The sequence below is a fragment of the Winogradskyella ouciana genome (assembly GCF_009709615.1).
GTDB lineage: Bacteria > Bacteroidota > Bacteroidia > Flavobacteriales > Flavobacteriaceae > Winogradskyella > Winogradskyella ouciana.
Genome location: NZ_WJYA01000007.1, coordinates 171,915 through 190,048, shown reverse-complemented (window position 1 = coordinate 190,048; position 18,134 = coordinate 171,915). Strand labels below are relative to the sequence as shown.

At 34.2% G+C, this 18,134-nt stretch carries 16 protein-coding genes; 2 read left to right on the top strand and 14 right to left on the bottom strand.

All coding sequences use genetic code 11. The features are described 5' to 3' along the window. Window positions 1-22: 22 nt before the first annotated feature. From F1003_RS12650 to F1003_RS12605, 10 genes are all read right to left on the bottom strand, one after another. Window positions 23-2,446, bottom strand: a complete 2,424-nt coding sequence (locus tag F1003_RS12650; protein WP_155089796.1) for a TonB-dependent receptor domain-containing protein — start codon at window positions 2,444-2,446, stop codon at window positions 23-25. Then, on the bottom strand, window positions 2,427-3,791 hold the full coding sequence (locus F1003_RS12645; protein WP_155089795.1) for an HTTM domain-containing protein: 1,365 nt from the start codon (window positions 3,789-3,791) through the stop codon (window positions 2,427-2,429). Before F1003_RS12645 ends, F1003_RS12650 begins: the two co-directional genes overlap by 20 nt. A gap of 54 nt (window positions 3,792-3,845) precedes the next feature. Beyond that, complete coding sequence (locus F1003_RS12640; protein ID WP_155089794.1) at window positions 3,846-4,970, bottom strand: imelysin family protein; 1,125 nt, start codon at window positions 4,968-4,970, stop codon at window positions 3,846-3,848. A gap of 153 nt (window positions 4,971-5,123) precedes the next feature. Further along, window positions 5,124-6,311: a DUF4856 domain-containing protein gene (locus F1003_RS12635; protein WP_155089793.1), complete on the bottom strand. Its 1,188-nt coding sequence runs from the start codon at window positions 6,309-6,311 to the stop codon at window positions 5,124-5,126. Between the two features lie 345 nt (window positions 6,312-6,656). Then, window positions 6,657-7,847 (bottom strand): DUF4856 domain-containing protein, encoded by a 1,191-nt coding sequence (locus tag F1003_RS12630; RefSeq protein WP_155089792.1) that lies wholly within the window; start codon window positions 7,845-7,847, stop codon window positions 6,657-6,659. 281 nt (window positions 7,848-8,128) lie between these two features. Then, window positions 8,129-9,280 (bottom strand): carboxylate--amine ligase, encoded by a 1,152-nt coding sequence (locus F1003_RS12625; RefSeq protein ID WP_155089791.1) that lies wholly within the window; start codon window positions 9,278-9,280, stop codon window positions 8,129-8,131. After that, window positions 9,270-10,124, bottom strand: coding sequence for an HTTM domain-containing protein (locus F1003_RS12620; protein ID WP_162306975.1), 855 nt, complete (start codon window positions 10,122-10,124; stop codon window positions 9,270-9,272). Before F1003_RS12620 ends, F1003_RS12625 begins: the two co-directional genes overlap by 11 nt. Window positions 10,125-10,381: 257 nt before the next feature. Continuing rightward, window positions 10,382-10,723 (bottom strand): hypothetical protein, encoded by a 342-nt coding sequence (locus F1003_RS12615; RefSeq protein ID WP_155089789.1) that lies wholly within the window; start codon window positions 10,721-10,723, stop codon window positions 10,382-10,384. Between the two features lie 193 nt (window positions 10,724-10,916). Continuing rightward, window positions 10,917-11,780 (bottom strand): hydroxymethylglutaryl-CoA lyase, encoded by an 864-nt coding sequence (locus tag F1003_RS12610; protein WP_155089788.1) that lies wholly within the window; start codon window positions 11,778-11,780, stop codon window positions 10,917-10,919. A gap of 37 nt (window positions 11,781-11,817) precedes the next feature. After that, window positions 11,818-12,435: a LysE family translocator gene (locus F1003_RS12605; RefSeq protein ID WP_155089787.1), complete on the bottom strand. Its 618-nt coding sequence runs from the start codon at window positions 12,433-12,435 to the stop codon at window positions 11,818-11,820. Between the two features lie 254 nt (window positions 12,436-12,689). Between F1003_RS12605 and F1003_RS12600 the strand changes: the two genes are divergently transcribed. Then, window positions 12,690-14,423, top strand: a complete 1,734-nt coding sequence (locus F1003_RS12600) for a T9SS type A sorting domain-containing protein (protein ID WP_155089786.1) — start codon at window positions 12,690-12,692, stop codon at window positions 14,421-14,423. Between the two features lie 35 nt (window positions 14,424-14,458). Here the strand turns inward: F1003_RS12600 and F1003_RS12595 are convergent, their stop codons facing one another. Then, window positions 14,459-15,481 (bottom strand): quinone-dependent dihydroorotate dehydrogenase, encoded by a 1,023-nt coding sequence (locus tag F1003_RS12595; protein ID WP_155089785.1) that lies wholly within the window; start codon window positions 15,479-15,481, stop codon window positions 14,459-14,461. Window positions 15,482-15,593: 112 nt separating this feature from the next. On the opposite strand from F1003_RS12595, the gene pepT reads away from it, so the two are divergent. Then, window positions 15,594-16,835: a peptidase T gene (pepT, locus tag F1003_RS12590; protein ID WP_155089784.1), complete on the top strand. Its 1,242-nt coding sequence runs from the start codon at window positions 15,594-15,596 to the stop codon at window positions 16,833-16,835. A gap of 89 nt (window positions 16,836-16,924) precedes the next feature. Here the strand turns inward: pepT and F1003_RS12585 are convergent, their stop codons facing one another. Genes F1003_RS12585 through F1003_RS12575 form a run of 3 tightly spaced genes read right to left on the bottom strand, consistent with a single transcriptional unit; the run spans window position 16,925 to window position 18,124 of the window. Further along, window positions 16,925-17,344 (bottom strand): hypothetical protein, encoded by a 420-nt coding sequence (locus F1003_RS12585; RefSeq protein WP_155089783.1) that lies wholly within the window; start codon window positions 17,342-17,344, stop codon window positions 16,925-16,927. Further along, window positions 17,322-17,918 (bottom strand): archaeosortase/exosortase family protein, encoded by a 597-nt coding sequence (locus F1003_RS12580; protein WP_155089782.1) that lies wholly within the window; start codon window positions 17,916-17,918, stop codon window positions 17,322-17,324. Before F1003_RS12580 ends, F1003_RS12585 begins: the two co-directional genes overlap by 23 nt. Next, entirely contained in the window at window positions 17,915-18,124 is a 210-nt protein-coding gene (locus F1003_RS12575) for a PID-CTERM protein-sorting domain-containing protein (protein ID WP_155089781.1), read from the bottom strand. The genes F1003_RS12580 and F1003_RS12575 overlap by 4 nt, the downstream gene beginning before the upstream one ends. Window positions 18,125-18,134: the final 10 nt, after the last annotated feature.

Genomic DNA, 18,134 nt, shown 5'->3' with positions numbered 1-18,134 from the left:
ACTAATATTTGATACAATGTTACTAAAATGTGACCTCTAACGTCGTAAACCAATTCCGCGGAGCAGAAGGGATAATTCCTGGGCCCGGATAACCGGTTGCTCTTCTTGTGAAATAGGCATTATCAAAAACGTTATTGACACCAGTTTCTAGCTTAAACATTTTGTAAGTGTAGGATAACGAAATATCTAAAATATCGTATTCTGGGATTTCGCCTATGACTCCACTTAAGTTTGACTCCAAAGAATTGGTGGCATCTGTAAACTGTCTCCCCAAATATGTGTATTGCGCATTAGCCATAAGATTTTTATAGCCAAATCTTAAGCCCGTTTTTAAATTAAGGTCTGGCACAAATTCTACCTCATTGCCTTCAATACCTGATTGTTCTGAACTTGTATATTCTGATTTAATTATTGAGGTATTGATAAAGTAGTTGAAACTGTAATCGTTATTCATTCTAAGGATTTTCTTCAAGTTAAAATCGAATAAGGATTCTACTCCGTACATTACAGCATTACCAATATTTCCACGTTCGCTAACCACACGACCATCATCCAAACCTTTTTGAACAAAGCCAATCCTGTCATTATAAAACAATGCAAAAGCACCTACATCGTAAGAGACAAAACGTTTGTAGTTACCTCTAAACCCTAAATCTACTGTAAAACCATCCTCATCTGTGATTTCTGGGTTTATAGTAAATGCCGGATTATTTATATTAATATCCGAGAAGGTTACCGAACGGTAATTTTGGGAAATATTTCCATAGACCTCTCCGTTTGAATTGGGTTTATAACTCAAACCTAAGCCTAGTAAAATGAAATTACGCTCAAAATCGCGATTGTCTTCAACGGTTTCTTCAAAAATAACATTACCAGCAGCATCTGTATTAATCCGTTGATAAAAACCTTCGCTTTCTGTTTTTATATACTCAAATCTAAAGCCTGGTGTTATTGAAAACTTATCATTTAAATACAAAATGTTTTCACCAAAAACGGCAATATTCAGATTTGGGAAATCAAAATCGGACTGATCTGGATAATTTGGATAGTCTTCTGTCTGTAAATTGAAATTTGGCCCAATACCAGCCGAACCTGGTCCTTGTTGCTGGCTGTTATTAGCGTTATAAAATTTTGAACCAATTAAAAACGTAGCGTCTTTATTGAAGAGTTTATATTCGCTCAATAACCGTGCTTCAAAACCATAGTTATTGAAATTCCCTTTTATTAAATCACGTTCTTGTCCTGGATCTACCTGATCTACGCGATTGGTTCTAAATCCCAATGCATTTCTGGTAGCATTCAACCCAAAAAAGTTAAATGTAAAGTTTGTTTTTTCTGAAAACTGATGAGCTAATTTAAAGTTGTACAACAACCAATCTACTTCAAACCAGTTACGCGCTCTATTACTCTGATAGGGATCTTCATTGAACATATTGTCCGTTAAACCTCCCGCTTGCTGAGCCAAATAATCGAGATAGGTTAATTCTGCTGAAAGCTTGGTACGTTCGGAAAGCTGATAACCAATGTGTGCAAAGATGTTTTTAGATTCAAATTCTGAATTTGGTCTAAAGCCATCTCCCCTTTTATAATTGAAAAATGTGTAGTAACTCCACTTGTCTTTTGTACCACTTACACTAGTGAAATTGGTATATAATCCAAAACTTCCCAAGGTATTTCTTGTAACTAACTCAAAAGGCTTGTTAGGATTTGGTTCTTTCATTACAAAATTGATAAGTCCTCCAAACTGTGTACCGTACTGCAAGGATGCAGCACCTCTAATCACCTGAATTTCCTTTAAACCTTCAGCTGCTGGCGAATAGTAACTTTCTGGATAACCCAACACATCTGCGCTGATGTCATAACCGTTTTGTCTGGTATTAAAGTTTGCCGTTCTATTTGGGTCGAGACCTCGTCCACCAATATTCAATTGTAAACCTGCATCATCATTTTGGTAAATGTTCAATCCAGCGACTTGACTGTAAATTTGCCTTGCATTATTCGTTGCTAAATTTGCCATGGACTGCTCCACTAAAACCACTTCGGTTTTTTTACCAGCATAGATTGCAGTCTCTTCGACATCCCTCAGTCTGCTCAACTCAAAGACTTTAGTTTTTCTGGCTGTAATTTCAACAGCAGTTAATTCCTCACCCAATGGTTCTAGAGTTTGGTTTAAAACCACATCTCCATTAATGGTAATCTGCACTTCCTTAATTTTAAATTCATAGGAAAAGAACACCAAAGTTATATCCGTTTTCTCAGTTGAGAACTCGTAATACCCTTGTGTATTGGTTGTTGTCAATCGACCTGAAACTTTATCATAAACCTCAACCTTATTGATAGGTTGACCAGCAGTGTTAGTAATTGTACCAGATACTTTTTGTTGAGCAAATGCCATGTAACCAACAATTACAAATATGAACAGTAAGCTATAATCCTTTAATTTCATCCTTTAATGGTAAAATCCAGTTTTTGGGTTTAAATGATTCTTTTTGTTTTAGCAAATCAACATCTGGATCAATAAAACGCTGACTTCGTCTTCCGTTTAAAGCCACATAGCTATCCACATAGATTTCTAAATTTTCGTGTCCTTGCGATTCAAAATGTTGTCCTAAATAATGTGCATACTCTAAAATGAAATCGGGTTGGGTACTCATTTCTTTTTGCTGCAAAGGTGTTAGGAAGTCTGAATTATTCACCAAGAACGATGTTTTGGTCTTTCCGTTAACCACTTTAAATTCGGCATAGCCTGTTTTTTCTATTAACATTACGCGCCATGAAAACCGATAACCTTCTTCTTTCCAAAACAGCTCACCTGGATACAGTACATAACGAAACGGTAAGAGTAACTGAATGGTAAAGAAAACCGTTAAGACCGGAAGTATTAAGTTTTGTCTTTTGTAATGGTAGACTTGAGTTTTAAGCTTTGTTCTAGTGGTCTTAATATTCTTGAATAATGTTCTAAATACACTAATAATTCGCTCGTGAATATTAGCATCGAAAAATATCAATGCAGATACAATCATAATGTACGGAAACATCCCTATTGGGAATAATACTCTGGTAAATACATGAAAGAACACGACTAAAGCAAATGCCACCCAACGCGTTTTTCGGTACAACAATAAAAATGGAATACATAAATCATACAGCATACCAGACCAACTCATAGCAACATGAAACCAGTGTTGTTGCATAAGGGTTTCGCCAATAAAGGGTAAATCATATTTAGATGGTAACCATATTTTTAATGGCTGTGCTTTAAACAACCAGTCGCTATTAATCTTGGCCAAGCCAGCATATACATATACAATTCCTAACAATAATTTTATACTATCAATTGTCCATTTAGGGATTTGGTTATATTCTTTTTTCTTGATTAAATTATCTAATGAATAGTAAGCATTGGCAGGCAAAAAACACATTAAAAAACTTAAAAGGCTTATAAAATAGTAGTGGTTGAGATACGTGGTCTTATCCATTAACTCAATGTAAGTAAAGCTTAGAAAGAAGGTAATTATAGCAATACGGTATTTTAAGCCCAATGCAACGCATAGCGCTGATAAACCGCAAACCACAAAAATAATATAGGTATAGTTACCCAAGGGTTTTACCCAATCTAACCCATAATAACTGAAGTGAAATTTTGGGTTTATATATAATGTCTCAATCCAGCCATAAGACCAAAACCTAACGATACTTAACAGCATCATAAGACCAAAACCAATTCTAAAAACAGCTAAAGGCGCTGCATTGGTTTTTGTATTTATATATGTGCTTATGGTCTTTGGCATAAATAAAAAAAGGATTCCCAATTAAGAGAACCCTTAGTTTCATATTATTTTGAATTAATCTCCGTCACTATCCGTAAAATCGATACTTACGTTAAACGCAGAAGCCATATCAACCTTTAGCAATACGACCGCACCTTGAAGCAAATCATACGCTTGGGTCATTTGGGTATTATCTTCCATAACCTGTTGACTAAAGCTATTGTTTAAAGATTGTATTTGTTGTTTTGTAGCTAAAAATTGGGCATTGATATCGTCCCTTAACTGTGAATTCTCTAAATAATCCAAGTAAGATGCAAAACTTTGGGAAGATGCTCCTGAGCCAACTATTGCTTGCCCATTAAATACTTTCTCAATTGTTTCCAACCCAAGTAATGCCAATTCTTTAGATACATCGTTTTTGTAATATGCTTCTACTTTTTCTGGCAATGGATCTACAGAAAAATTACCTGCAGGAATTCCTATTTTGTTAGCTCTCAATCCTTTTTCATAATAGTAAATAAAATCATTGACCATTTTATTGAAAGATCCTGTAGCGCTAGAAGATGTATTGTTTATAAAACTGTCTCTGTATGACCCTTGCCAATCACTTACCACAGTATTAATTATCGTTCTCATTTGAGCGATCACATCCGTGATATAATTTGCGTAACCTTCAAAATTAGGGTTGGTTGTAAACTTATCTAAAGGGGTTGTGTCTGAATCTGCCACGCCATGAATTAAAAAATCCAATGCCGGAAACCCTTGTGCATCATAATAGGAAATAGCATTTAAATCGTAATTACCCGATGCTGCACCTGCTTCAATATCTGAGACAGTAACAGGATATCTATTGAAGAATACAACAAATCCACTATTCTCATCTGCAGAAAGTGTTTCTGCAATACCAATATTAAATATCTCCACATGCTGCCATGCTTTGTAGGCCTCTAGCCAAGCATCACTCAATATATTCAAATTGGTTTGGTTAATGTCATTGATAAAGTCGCTTTTCGCGGTTTCCATATCTGACATTTTAGACTGAAAATTAACCAATGCAGGAACGATAATATTATCCGCATAATTGGTTAACAAAGCTGTTCTATCAAAATTATCATTACTGCCTCCATTGCTGTCATCTGAAGATGAACAGGCAACGATTACACTAACAATACTTAGAATGAAAACTATTTTCTTTAACATAGTTATATTTTTTTCATTTTTTGGTTTGCAAAAATACATTGTTTTCAACAAACCATAATCATCATTTTGAGACCAGTCGAGGAACAAATGAACTCGTTATGATATTGCTTTTCGACTGAGCTCAATATGACATTAATTATTCTTTTTTTTTAACTAATTGCTTGCTTGCTCTAACGTAAAGTTGAAACGTGCAGCTATTTCACTGGCCATGTTATCCAAGGTTGCTGATGTTACATCCCAAAATCCGTTGCCTTCCATTAATTCCGCTATATAGGCATCAACTTCTGCTTTTGTAAAGTATGGTGCATCAGTTCCTGGTTGTCTTGTAAATTGTAAGCTATAAACAAAACCAAACCCTTCAGATAAATCATGGAAAGCACTTGCGTAATCTGTTCCTAAAGTAGCTTTGCTAGACTGTAAATAGTAAACTGCTCTTATGCCAATAATTTCAGAAATTTTTTCTCTTATAATTTCGGCTTGCTCATCTCTTACTTCATAATTCTTAGCAACGATTGCTGCTCTACCCAATTTAAAGGCATCGTAAATATCTTGAGCTATACCAGTAAAATCTTCATCACTATCAACACGAGCTAGATATTTATTTAAGAAATTATCCGCTCCAAGTTGTGGCGCTAAAGGATCATCTGTACCATATAAGTAACCAAACGCTTCATCCCATTTGTGCTCCATATTGGTGTAGTTTTTCCCTTCTGCTAAAATTTCAGCATCGTTATCTGCTCTGTTAGTGCCAGCATCTAAAACCGAAGTACTTAGGTAGTTGTTTAGCATTTGATCTACCATAAGCGCACCAATTAATGCTTTGTTGATGGCTTGGTTATACTCAAGACCTTTTCCGTTTACATAGCGCATAGAACCACCAGCTTCTTGTATCTGACCTGCATTACCAGCAGTAGCCGTATTTTCCCAATTTGGAAAAACTTCTGATACCTGATTTGCTATCCAGCTATCAAAATCTGCTTTTATGACATTAGCTTCAGTTGTATTTGCAGAAAAATAATCCATTGAAGCAGCGGTTTTACTTCTTATATTTTTGGTAGATTCGTTTAATGCTGTAGTTGAAAAATAATTTCCGGTATTGGTAAACATACCATCTAATTCAGTTTCAGTCTTGGTATTGTCATTTAAGGCAGATACAAACTCACCACCCATTTCAATACGTGTAGTTTGTCCGTTATAATCTACTGTTGTACTCCCGTTTCTTTCAAATTGAAAAGTTGCAGGTGCGACGACTTGGTTACCAGCTGAACCATTATCATCATCACTAGAGCATGATGTAAACAAAGCTCCTACTACAAATAAACTCAAGGCAATTTTCTTCATTTTTTAATCGTTTATTATTCTTATTAAGACTTATTATAAATAATTTATTGCATTCCGAGTGCAAAAATAATACTCAATGGGAATTCTACAAAGTTTATTTAGATTAATTTTAAATAAAAATATAAAAATTTGACTTACAGATATTTAGATTTCAAAAACACGCTAACCTACTGATTATTAAAACATAATGATTTAACGAAGAATTCAGAAAAAATCTTTCTAATTTGCACCTATACCCGGAAGCTACTATACATAATAAGTTTAAATTCAGAAGAAAGTAGCACATACAAAAAAAGGCTTTCATCAAAAGTGAAAGCCTTAACTTTTATAATTTTAATCTGTTTTTTAATTTTCTGCCTGCTCTACCGTAAAGTTAAAACGAGCAGCTATTGCAAAAGCTATTTGGTTCAACGTATCTTCAGAAACATCCCAAAAACCATTGCCTTCCAAAAGCTGAGCTAGATACACATCTACTTCAGATTTAGTAAAGTATGGCGCCGATGAACCTGGTTTACGGGTAAATTGCAATGCATAAATAAATCCATATCCTTCAGATAAATCATGGAATGCGTTTGCCTTGTCAGAGTCTAAGTTAGATCTGCTTTGGCGTAAATAATAAATACATCTAACACCCATAATCTCAGAAAATTTTTCTCTAAGAATATCTATTTGTTGGTCTCTAAGTTCATAGTCCTTAGCTACAATTGCAGCTCTACCCAATTTAAACGCATCGTATATATCATCTGCTATTCCATTAAAATCAGGGTCTACATCTACTCGAGATATATATTTATTCATAAATAGATCTTGATTAAGCTGTGGGTTTTGGGCATTATCAGATCCAAAAGCCAATCCAAATGCTGCATCCCAACTATGTTCCATAGCGGTGTAATTACTTCCACTTACTAATACCTCATTATCATTGTCAATTCTATTAGTGGAGGCATCTAATACCGAAATACTTAAATAATTGTTTAACATCTGGTCTACCATTAAACCGCCAAGTAACATTTTACCTAAGGCCTGATTGTATTGCATACCTTTAGCATTAACGCGTCTAGTAGTAATGCCATCTGCTTCAACCAGCATACCTGCAACACCTACTGATGCCGCTGAATTCCAATTAGGATATACCTCATTTGCCTGACCAGAAATCCATGCATCAAAATCTGCTTTTATGGTATTTGCTACAGTCTGATTGTTTGCATAATAATCGAAAGATGCCGCTATATTACTTCTTAATTTAAAAGGGCTTTGATTTAATGTAGTCGTTGAAAAATAATTACCAGTATTGGTAAACATTCCATTTAATTCCGCTTCAGTTGATCCATTATCACTTAGTGCAGAAATAAACTCATCTGCCATGGCAATGCCATTTGCTTGTTGGCTATAGCTTACCGTACTACTGCCATTTCTACTAAATTGGTACGTGGATGGAACTTGGAATTGATTGTCGTCAGAATTGCCGTCATCACTGCTAGAACATGATGTAAATAGTACCACTATTAACACCATCATTGGGGCTAAACATTTCATTTTTATAGGGATTAAAATTACTTACTATAGGGTGATGTCTAAGACTGAAAAGTTAGGTTTTCAACTTATGACACTTGAAACAAATATACAATATGGAAATTAAATATTTAACTCTTTTAAATATTTCATTAACACAGATAAAAGCTTAAATAATACAAAATTGTATTAATAACTAGTTATCAGATAGTTAATCTAACAACAGTAAATTCTAGTATAAACTATCTCTTTTGAAATGAGCAATTTAACATTAGTATTTCATTACATGAAGGTAAATAAATAGATTAAAATAATTTTCTAAAGCGAGAGATAAGTATATTTTTGGTTCTCCAGATAAACTTATATGCAGTAGGTATAGGATCCGTAAAAATAAATTTCAATGCTGTGTTGTTTCTCATAAATTTTATATTGAAAACAAATAATTTTTCTTGCTTGATTTTCTTTATTAACCCCTTTAAACTTAGATATTTCACACACTCATATTCTGGTTTATTGAACTCTTGTCCTAAACTTGATAGGCAATATAAATAAGGGAAGTTGACACCTGCAAGCAACGATGCTTCAACTGACACCCAAAATCGTGTATTGACCTCTATTGCTTTAAATTGATTGGTATGATTATCATATCGCATATCTATATGGGCTACTCCACTCCAATTAAGTGATTTCATTAATTTTTTAATGACCTTATAAAGTTCTTCCTCATATAGAAACTCTAAACCAAACTGAGGTGAAAATTGGTTGGCGCCCATCATATTTCCTTTTTGGATTGTATGTGCTAAAATCTCACCATTTCTGCACAACACACTACAATCTATATCGTAACCTTCAATATACTCCTGTATTATATTTTCATATTTAAATTCTGCCTTATTAAAATGTTTTTTTAAGTCTCTTATAGTATCAAATTTAAAAATGCCTTGACCTCCACCAAAACCTTCAATTGGTTTTATTATCACAGGAAAATCTAGATTTTCTATTTTCTCCAAATCTTCAATCGCTGTAACAGTAACACTTTTTGCAAAAGGTAATTTGTTGCCTTTTAAATGTTTAGTCAGTTGGTTTTTGTTAAACGCAGTCTTGTAATCAGTCAGAGAAGGCAAGAGCCCTATTTTATCTTGCTCTTTAATTTTTGATTGTAGTTGAATAAGTGTTTTTATTCGCGTTTCAAAAATTGGCATAATCACATCAATATTATGCTTTTCTACTTCAGTATTTATATGCTCTATCCAGTCTAAATCAGAATGGGTTTGTACATAATATGAAAACCCCTTTATGTAACGAGAATATCGCATTGGGTTATGTTTATTGCTAGACATCACATAGATATCGATATCCTTTTCTTGAGACAAACAGTTAACAATGTAGAGTAAGAGATGACTTTCACCATCTGGAATTAAAACCGATATGTTTTTTTTCTTTGAGCTAACTAGCATCTAAAACTACTTTTTTAGCACTTTTACTCCCAAAATTTATAGGCAAAAAGAAAAGAATACAAAACCACATCAAAGAAATTTGTATACCATGCATTATTGTTCCGTTGAATACAAATCTTATCAATTGATCAAAAAGAAACAGTGACAGATAAAAGTTTGGTGTGAATTTTAGCAAGAAAATCAACGCGCCTCTATCAAATAAAACTCTGTTGCCTGATTTTACTTTTAGCCAATAAGGGTCAGTATTTACTTGATTCTGCTCATATTCAATATCGCTATTCAAAAAATATAATCCTACAAGAGGTCTGAAGAATGGGCGTACATTTCTGTTGATATAAACCTCAGATTTAAATTTAGGCCAGATTAGGAATATGAGGAGTATGATGACAATATCCTCAAAAAAATGACCGAACCTAAAAAGTGTCATCGTATACAATACTGCATGGAACAAAATAATCATCCAAACCGCTAACAAATGTTTTTTCCTAAACAATAAAAGAATTGCTATGCTAAACTCTATGAGCATGGAACTCCACGACAAAATCTTGGCAAACAACATCTCTGGCATTAATGCTGATACTGATAAGTAAAACTGATTTTCTTGGGAGTTCACCAACCAATTATGCATAAACTGTCCACTCCACCAATCAGGTTCAAAAATCTTATTTGTTGCAGCTCCAAAATACACTAAACTTAATTGTAAATATAATAGCCATGGCAACTCCTTCTTTTGGGTTAGACCTGCCAATAAAAATGCACAACCACATATAAACAGATGATTTCTAAACATTGGTTTAGAAGCCATTAGCATAACAATTAATGTACTGCCTAAGATAATGGACATTGTTCGTGGCTGTAGGTTAAAAAGTAACAACAAACCCGAAATTAGAAAAAGGCTTTTTATTGAAATTTTAAAAATATCCGGATAATTTAACACAGTATCTAAAGGCCTCAAAAAAGGCAAAAAAGGATCGCTTATATAGCCTAAAAATCCATGAACAACAAGCAACAGAAACAATAGCTTGCACATTAGCAATATATTGGGCTGCATATTTTCTACATTAAAATTTAGTGGAAAATATGGGCTACGGATTATATGTTTTATTGATTGAAATACCATATCCGTTCCTCGTTGCCATTGGTTGCGTATTTAACTTTTACAGAGGCATTATCCTCTTTTCCGTATGTAGATTCGTATTGCCTAATTATGCTAAAGACATTGTTGATGCTTCTAGGTTCCCAGCCTTTGGATTTATAGCGATACCTTTTTGCTATTTCCTTTTTGGTCAGAAATTCACCATTTACCTCTACATCAATATCTAAATAGGTATGTTCATCAAAAGGTGCCCAACAGAAAAACCGCTCTGGGACAAACTTGGCGTATATAATCAACACAATTTGCGAAATGATAAAAAGAATCCCTATTGTTTTTCTCAGTTTCATTGATTGGATTTAAATATAAAATTCTGCCGTAATTCTTTTGTTTACTCAATTCAATCCAAGAGTTACAAAATAAAAACAGCATGAATTTACATATCAATCTTAGCGCAAACCATTGACATAGAAAAACATAATCGTTTAAGGTGATTGTTTGCGTGTTGAAACAACTCTAGATTGCAGTAAAATAGGTTAAAAATCAGTGGTACTGAGTAAAAATCTTAGTAGCCTCGTTATAAGCACTTTCAAAACTCATGGCATTTAAATCATGAGCCTTTTTTTGGGTAAAGTAAGACAACATTTTCTCAGTTGGCATATTACCAGTTAGATCGTCTTTTGCCATAGGACAACCACCAAATCCTTGTATGGCACCATCAAAACGTCTGCAACCTGCTTTATAGGCTGCATCAATTTTTTCGAACCAGGTGGTTGGTGTGGTATGGAGATGAGCACCAAATTCAATTTTTGGATATTTAGGAATTAAATTAGAAAAGAGATAATCAATAATCTCTGGATCAGAACTACCTATAGTATCACTCAATGATAGAATGTTCACACCCATTTTTGCCAAACGCTCAGTCCACTCACCTACTATATCAACATTCCAAGGATCTCCATAAGGATTACCAAAACCCATAGAAATGTACACCACAACTTGCTTATTGGCTTTGTCTGCAATCTCTAAAATCTCGGAAAGTGTAACTACGGATTGGGCAATAGTTTTATGCGTATTACGCATTTGAAAGTTCTCTGAAATAGAAAACGGAAACCCTAGATAGCTAATTTCAGAATGTTGAGACGCGTCGTTAGCACCTCTAACATTAGCAATTATGGCAAGTAACTTACTTTTAGTAGTGCTTAAATCTAACTGAGATAACACCTCAGCGGTATCGACCATTTGCGGAATCGCTTTAGGTGATACAAAACTTCCAAAATCTATGGTGTCAAAGCCCACACGAAGCAACGATTGAATGTACTGTATTTTCTTTTCCGTTGGAATAAATTCCTTAATGCCTTGCATAGCATCTCTTGGACATTCTATGAGTTTTACCGCTTTATTCATTGGTTCAAATATAAGGGATAAAATACGTTTTTAAATCCTACAATAAAATGAAAATTGCAATCCCAATAAACACAACAATCTGAAGCCATTTTAAAACCAAACCTGAGTTTCTATGTTTTGTTATATACTTTTTTATCTGTCCTGCAAGCAAAGCAATTGAGGAAAAAATAATAAAAGACACCAACATAAAAATACCTCCCAGAATATAGAACTGAATCACAGTACTCATACTTTCAGAGAATAGAAATCCTGGGAAAAAAGCTAGAAAAAAAATAGTGACTTTTGGATTAAGTACATTCATAAAAAAACCCTGAATAAATAAACCTTTAAGGCTCTTTTTAGGCACGGTATTGGCATCCAAATCCAATTGTGAGCTAGACTTATGTACTTTATAGGCCAAGTATAGAAGATATAGAGCTCCCAATACCTTAATTGCGAAAAATAAATCTTCATTTGCTTTAATAATCGCCGAAACACCAAAAGCCAAAAGTGTAGTATGCACTATACAACCTGTAATTAGACCACTTACAGTAGCAAGTCCATGAGACTTTCCGTTGGTAATACTTTGCACCAAGACATAAATATTGTCTGGTCCTGGCGAGATTGCTAATGCCGAGGTCGCCAAAGCAAAGGAAAAAAGTATGTTGTAGTCCAAGGGTTAAAATTTGCACTAAAATAAGTAAAATTGATACATGCCGTAAAGCTTAAAATTCAAAATGACTAAGTTATTAGACTCATTAAGAATGGTATTTATAGGGAAAGGTTTGTCAGTACCTCTAGATATTACCGAAAGTAAAAAGCTGATTCTCAATTACAAGGTTTAATTCCCTATTCATCGGTTAAATCATACAAAAGTTTACTAAAATTTATATTTTAGTGCACTTTTTTCCCATTAACCTAATAAACGCTATGATTAAATTTACACAACTGCTACTCGCATTTACTCTTGTTTTTTGTTTTACCTCATCTACCACAGCACAATCAGATGAATGTGGATTCCAATATTCCCAAGAAGCTGAAAATTATTATAATTCCATTAAGGAACAAGTTAAAGTGCTAGAAGAGCAATTTATGCAAGAGCAACTCAACTCCAGATCATCTACAGTTATGACTTCTGTTCCTGTAAAAGCCCATATCATTAGAACTACTGCAGGATTTGGTGGTTTAACACCTACTGAGTTAGATGATGCTATGGCTATAATGAATACATTCTATGCTAATGCAGGTTTAGAATTTTTTCTATGCGAAGGGATTAATTATATAAATAATGATACTTATTACGACTTTGAAACATTTGAAGAAGATGCTTTAACTAGTGGCAACAATGTTAACGGTGTTATAAATATTTATTTTGCAAACTCTATTGTAAGTAGTAGTTCTGGTGGTGGTTTATGTGGTTATGCTTATTATCCAGGAGGACCAGAGACTATCTTAATGGCAAATAGCTGTACCACTAATGGCAGTACATTATCACATGAAATGGGGCACTTCTTTGGACTACGACATACCCATGGCAATAGTAATGTATATAATTCTACCGAAGAATTAGTTGATGGTTCTAACTGTGAGACCACAGGCGATTTAATTTGTGACACACCAGCAGATCCTAAACTAGGCAACAATAATGTGAATGCGGCTTGCGAATTTTTCGATTTCGCGCAAGATGGCAATGGAGAATATTACCAAGCTGATCCATTGAATGTAATGTCTTACTCTCGTAAGGTTTGTAGAACTCTATTTTCAGCGCAACAATACGCCAGAATAAATGCTATATACCAAGTCTCTAGAAATAACCTTGCCTGTCCTAACTTTAGTGCAGATTTTATAGCAGACGAAACTGAAAGCTGTTTAGACAATTTTACGGTTAATTTCACAGATAGCAGTGTTGGTGCAACCTCTTGGTCTTGGGATGTTGATGGAGATAACATCATTGATTATACAACTCAAAACGTAACTCACACCTACACCAATTTTGGAGATTATGATGTAGCGTTAACGGTCTCAAATGGAACAAACATCCTTAATAAAGTAAAACCTCAATATATTGAAGTTGGTGCACCATCAATTAGCACATCTACAATTACTATGAATCTTACATTAGATGATTGGCCTGCAGAGACCTCTTGGCAATTTTTAGATAGTAGCGATAATGTATTATATTCTGGTGGTCCTTACGAAGAAGGTGTTGACGATTTCACAACCAAGTCTGAAGTGTTTTCTATTAATACCAATGAGTGCTACAGTTTTATTATAAGTGATAGTTACGGAGATGGTATTTGCTGTTTCTCTGGCAATGGATTTTATGAGCTGTTAGACGAAAATAATGTCGTATTAGCAACTGGTGGTGATTTTAGCTTTGGTAAAGCAGATAATTTTTTCAACGGAACACTAAGCGTTGATGAGTTTAGTACTGAAAGTATTTCTATTTTTCCAAATCCTTCATCAAGCAGCATAGCAATTAAAACCAATACTTTACCCGATGCTTACAGTATCTATAATACTTTAGGACAAGTTATAAAGCAGTCATTTATTGCATCCGAAAGAGACCTTAATATTAACGTTGAGAGTCTAACTAACGGAATGTATTTTATAAAATTGAAAAAAGATAACTCTAGCCAAACATTATCGTTTATAAAAAACTAATGTTTAAGAATCTAAATATTAAAAAGGCGCAGTTTTTACTGTGCCTTTTTTAGTATTGCCTTATTAATTTCTTTTACAAGTCGAGGGCCTTCATAGATAAAGCCTGTGTATAATTGGACTAAATCGGCACCAGCTTCAAGTTTTTCTAAAGCGTCTTCTGCTGAGTGAATACCTCCTACTCCAATGATTGGGAATGCTTTATTACTTTTTTCAGCTAAAAACCTAATGACTTCAGTAGAACGTTGAGTTAATGGCTTACCACTTAATCCACCAACCTCTACTTTATTATTGCTTTTTAAACCTGTTCTAGAAATTGTAGTATTCGTAGAAATGACTCCATCAATCTTAGTAGTCTTAACAATGTCTATGATATCTAAAAGTTGGTCGTCAGTTAAATCTGGAGCAATTTTTAATAGAATAGGTTTTGAATTAGGCTTCTTAAAGTTTAGAACCTGTAAAGCTTTTAAAAGTTGAGTTAAAGGCTCTTTATCTTGTAACTCCCTTAAGTTTGGTGTATTTGGGGAGCTTACATTTACGACAAAGTAATCTACATAATCAAAAAGAGCATTAAAACAAATCTCATAATCATCAACTGCATTTTCGTTTGGTGTTACTTTGTTTTTCCCAATATTACCACCAATCAACACGCCTTTGTTCTTCTTCAAACGTTCAACCGCTTCTTGTACTCCACCATTGTTAAATCCCATTCTATTGATAATCGCCGAATCTTCCTTTAACCTAAATAATCGCTTTTTGGGATTACCACTTTGTGGTTTTGGTGTTAAGGTTCCTATTTCAATAAATCCGAATCCAAAATTGGCGAGTTCATTATAAAGTTTAGCATCCTTATCAAAACCAGCAGCTAAACCCACTGGGTTTTTAAATTTTAATCCAAATAACTCACGCTCTAAGGCTTTATCGTTAAGTAAATACATCTTTTTAAAAAGACCCTTTACACCAGGAATTTTTGAGATATTTCGTATTAAGGAAAATGTGAAATGGTGAACTTTTTCTGGGTCGAAACAGAAGAGAATTGGTCGGATTATTGCTTTATACATGAAAGAAAATTTGCTGTGCAAAAATAAGGCAATTCCCATCAAATTAAAAGAAACATATCCCAGACTTGTGCCTTAACCTACCGTTGATTATTTTTGAAAACAATCCAACATAATGATAGAGAAACAGCATATTATAGATCGTTTTATTAGCTATGTTACCATAGATACTGAATCCGACCCAAATTCAAAGACTACTCCAAGTACCGAAAAACAATGGGACTTAGCTCATAAACTGACTAAAGAACTGATTGCCATAGGCATGAAAGATGTTTCCATAGACAATAACGCTTACATCATGGCCACTTTACCTAGTAATGTAGATTATGATGTACCAACTATTGGTTTTATATCTCATTTTGACACCTCTCCTGATTTTACAGGAAAAAATGTAAAACCTAGAGTTATTGAAAATTACGATGGCAATGATATTGCACTTAATGCTGAAAAAAACATCATTCTATCGCCTAGTTATTTTGAGGACTTATTACTCTATGTTGGGCAAACATTAATCGTTACAGATGGTACCACGCTCTTAGGTGCGGATGATAAAGCCGGAATCGCAGAAATCGTTTCAGCGATGGAATATCTCATTAACAATCCTGACATTAAACACGGTGACATAAAAGTGGGTTTTACACCAGATGAAGAAATTGGTAGAGGTGCCCATAAGTTTGATGTCGAAAAGTTTGGAGCCGATTGGGCTTATACCATGGATGGCAGCCAAGTTGGCGAGTTGGAATATGAAAACTTTAATGCCGCTGAGGCCAACATAAAAGTAAAGGGCAAAATTGTACATCCTGGTTATGCCAAGGGTAAGATGGTGAATTCAATGTACTATGCTACCGAATTTATCAATACACTCCCAAGACTAGAAACACCAGAACATACCGAAGGCTATGAAGGCTTTTTCCACTTATATAGTATAGAAGGTAAAGTTGAAGAAACTCACCTAAAGTACATTATAAGAGATCACGATAAAGATAAATTTGAAGCTCGTAAAGCGCTGATGGATAAAATTGTTTTAGACCTTAATACAAAGTTTGAAGCTGAAATCTTTGAGATAGAAATCAAAGATCAATATTACAATATGAAAGAAAAGGTTGAACCTGTAAAACATATCGTAGATATTGCCGAGGAAGCCATGAAATCCTTAGGCATTACACCACTTATTAAACCTATACGTGGAGGAACAGATGGTTCGCAGTTGTCTTATATGGGTTTACCTTGCCCTAATATTTTTGCTGGTGGCCATAATTTTCATGGACGTTATGAGTATGTACCAGTAGAAAGTATGCAAAAGGCCGTAGAGGTAATTTGTAAGATTGCTGAGCTAACGGCTTTAAAAAATCGATAATACTAATTGTCTTAGTCTTCTAACAAAAGAATTTTCTTTATCCGATTTTTAATTTTATCGCATGGTAATTAGCTAGACTACATTCCACATCAAGACGCAACAGTAGAGGTGTTTTTTAGGGTTTTATTGAGTAATCCCATAGCAACATATAATATTGGTGATAGCAATAGTTCTTGAATTGTTCTGGCGAACCTGCTTAATGCTACAATCGGTTCTCCTGTTAAGAATAACCAATCAAACACACCAATTGCTGTGATAATACATAAGCCGGCAATATGTACCATATGCCATAGGGTAGACATCCATTTAACCTTCAACTTACCGAGATGATACGTACCTACAAAATAAACAGCTACAGTAAACAACAGTGCAATAACATGTCTAAGTTTTCTTGGAATTGATGCCGTAAATGTGTTTTCTGCAAAAAAGATGTGGTACACAGAATACAGCACAAAAATAATTAACAGCCCTATTATAAAACGCGCCTTATTCGACTTGTACAGATTCATTATTTAAATTTATTTTTCTAGCATATAACATCCATAATAAAAAGGTGAATGCGTAAATCGTTATTTTAAATAAATATTTATGCGCAAAATCGAAATAATATTCAAAATATTCGCGTAAATAAATTAAGCCTATACATCTACCAATATTGACAACATCTAGCAGTATGGCTCCCAATACAATATAAAGCAATTTTCTAAAAAAGCTAGATGGCATGCATACTATAAACCCTATATAAAGAACAATGAGTTCTAAACCGTTACAGACATCTGCAATATATAATACAGGTTTATTGTTGTGATAGATCATTGAGGTTTCTTCAGTAATGCGCTCACCTTCATAAATACTTGTCTTTACCTCTCTGACCGATTCAAAACCAGACATTGAACTAAATCGATTCAGTAGTTCTGCAGATGCTTCTCCAACATGTGTAGTTAGTGGGTAATCTAAAATCTTAGAGTCTAATAAAAACCCAACATACAAAATCTTCCATACAACAAAAAGCAATAAGGCCTTTCCGAGAAAAAGCCTTATTGGTTTTGGTATGTCTTGTAATAAATTTTTAATATTTATCACTTTTTATTATCGCGCAATTTTTTAACACCAAATGCTGCTGCGCCAATAACTAGGGCGATTAAGCCACCATCTAATGGGATTGCATCTACTGTGTCAGTAGCACCTCCTGGAGGGCCTTGAGCGTTTAGATCTGTTGTACTTACCATTGCAAAAACAATAGCTACGGTACTAATTACCTTAATAAAGGTGCTTTTTGAATTCTTCATTGTATTTGTT

Excerpts from the sequence above, each read along its gene's own strand:
- F1003_RS12585 (WP_155089783.1), bottom strand. The coding sequence starts at position 17,344 with ATGAATCTGTACAAGTCGAATAAGGCGCGTTTTATAATAGGGCTGTTA.
- F1003_RS12650 (WP_155089796.1), bottom strand. The coding sequence starts at position 2,446 with ATGAAATTAAAGGATTATAGCTTACTGTTCATATTTGTAATTGTTGGT.
- pepT (WP_155089784.1), top strand. The coding sequence starts at position 15,594 with ATGATAGAGAAACAGCATATTATAGATCGTTTTATTAGCTATGTTACC.
- F1003_RS12640 (WP_155089794.1), bottom strand. The coding sequence starts at position 4,970 with ATGTTAAAGAAAATAGTTTTCATTCTAAGTATTGTTAGTGTAATCGTT.
- F1003_RS12620 (WP_162306975.1), bottom strand. The coding sequence starts at position 10,124 with ATGTCCATTATCTTAGGCAGTACATTAATTGTTATGCTAATGGCTTCT.
- F1003_RS12635 (WP_155089793.1), bottom strand. The coding sequence starts at position 6,311 with ATGAAGAAAATTGCCTTGAGTTTATTTGTAGTAGGAGCTTTGTTTACA.
- F1003_RS12625 (WP_155089791.1), bottom strand. The coding sequence starts at position 9,280 with ATGCTAGTTAGCTCAAAGAAAAAAAACATATCGGTTTTAATTCCAGAT.
- F1003_RS12595 (WP_155089785.1), bottom strand. The coding sequence starts at position 15,481 with ATGTATAAAGCAATAATCCGACCAATTCTCTTCTGTTTCGACCCAGAA.
- F1003_RS12615 (WP_155089789.1), bottom strand. The coding sequence starts at position 10,723 with ATGAAACTGAGAAAAACAATAGGGATTCTTTTTATCATTTCGCAAATT.
- F1003_RS12610 (WP_155089788.1), bottom strand. The coding sequence starts at position 11,780 with ATGAATAAAGCGGTAAAACTCATAGAATGTCCAAGAGATGCTATGCAA.
- F1003_RS12630 (WP_155089792.1), bottom strand. The coding sequence starts at position 7,847 with ATGAAATGTTTAGCCCCAATGATGGTGTTAATAGTGGTACTATTTACA.
- F1003_RS12600 (WP_155089786.1), top strand. The coding sequence starts at position 12,690 with ATGATTAAATTTACACAACTGCTACTCGCATTTACTCTTGTTTTTTGT.
- F1003_RS12645 (WP_155089795.1), bottom strand. The coding sequence starts at position 3,791 with ATGCCAAAGACCATAAGCACATATATAAATACAAAAACCAATGCAGCG.
- F1003_RS12575 (WP_155089781.1), bottom strand. The coding sequence starts at position 18,124 with ATGAAGAATTCAAAAAGCACCTTTATTAAGGTAATTAGTACCGTAGCT.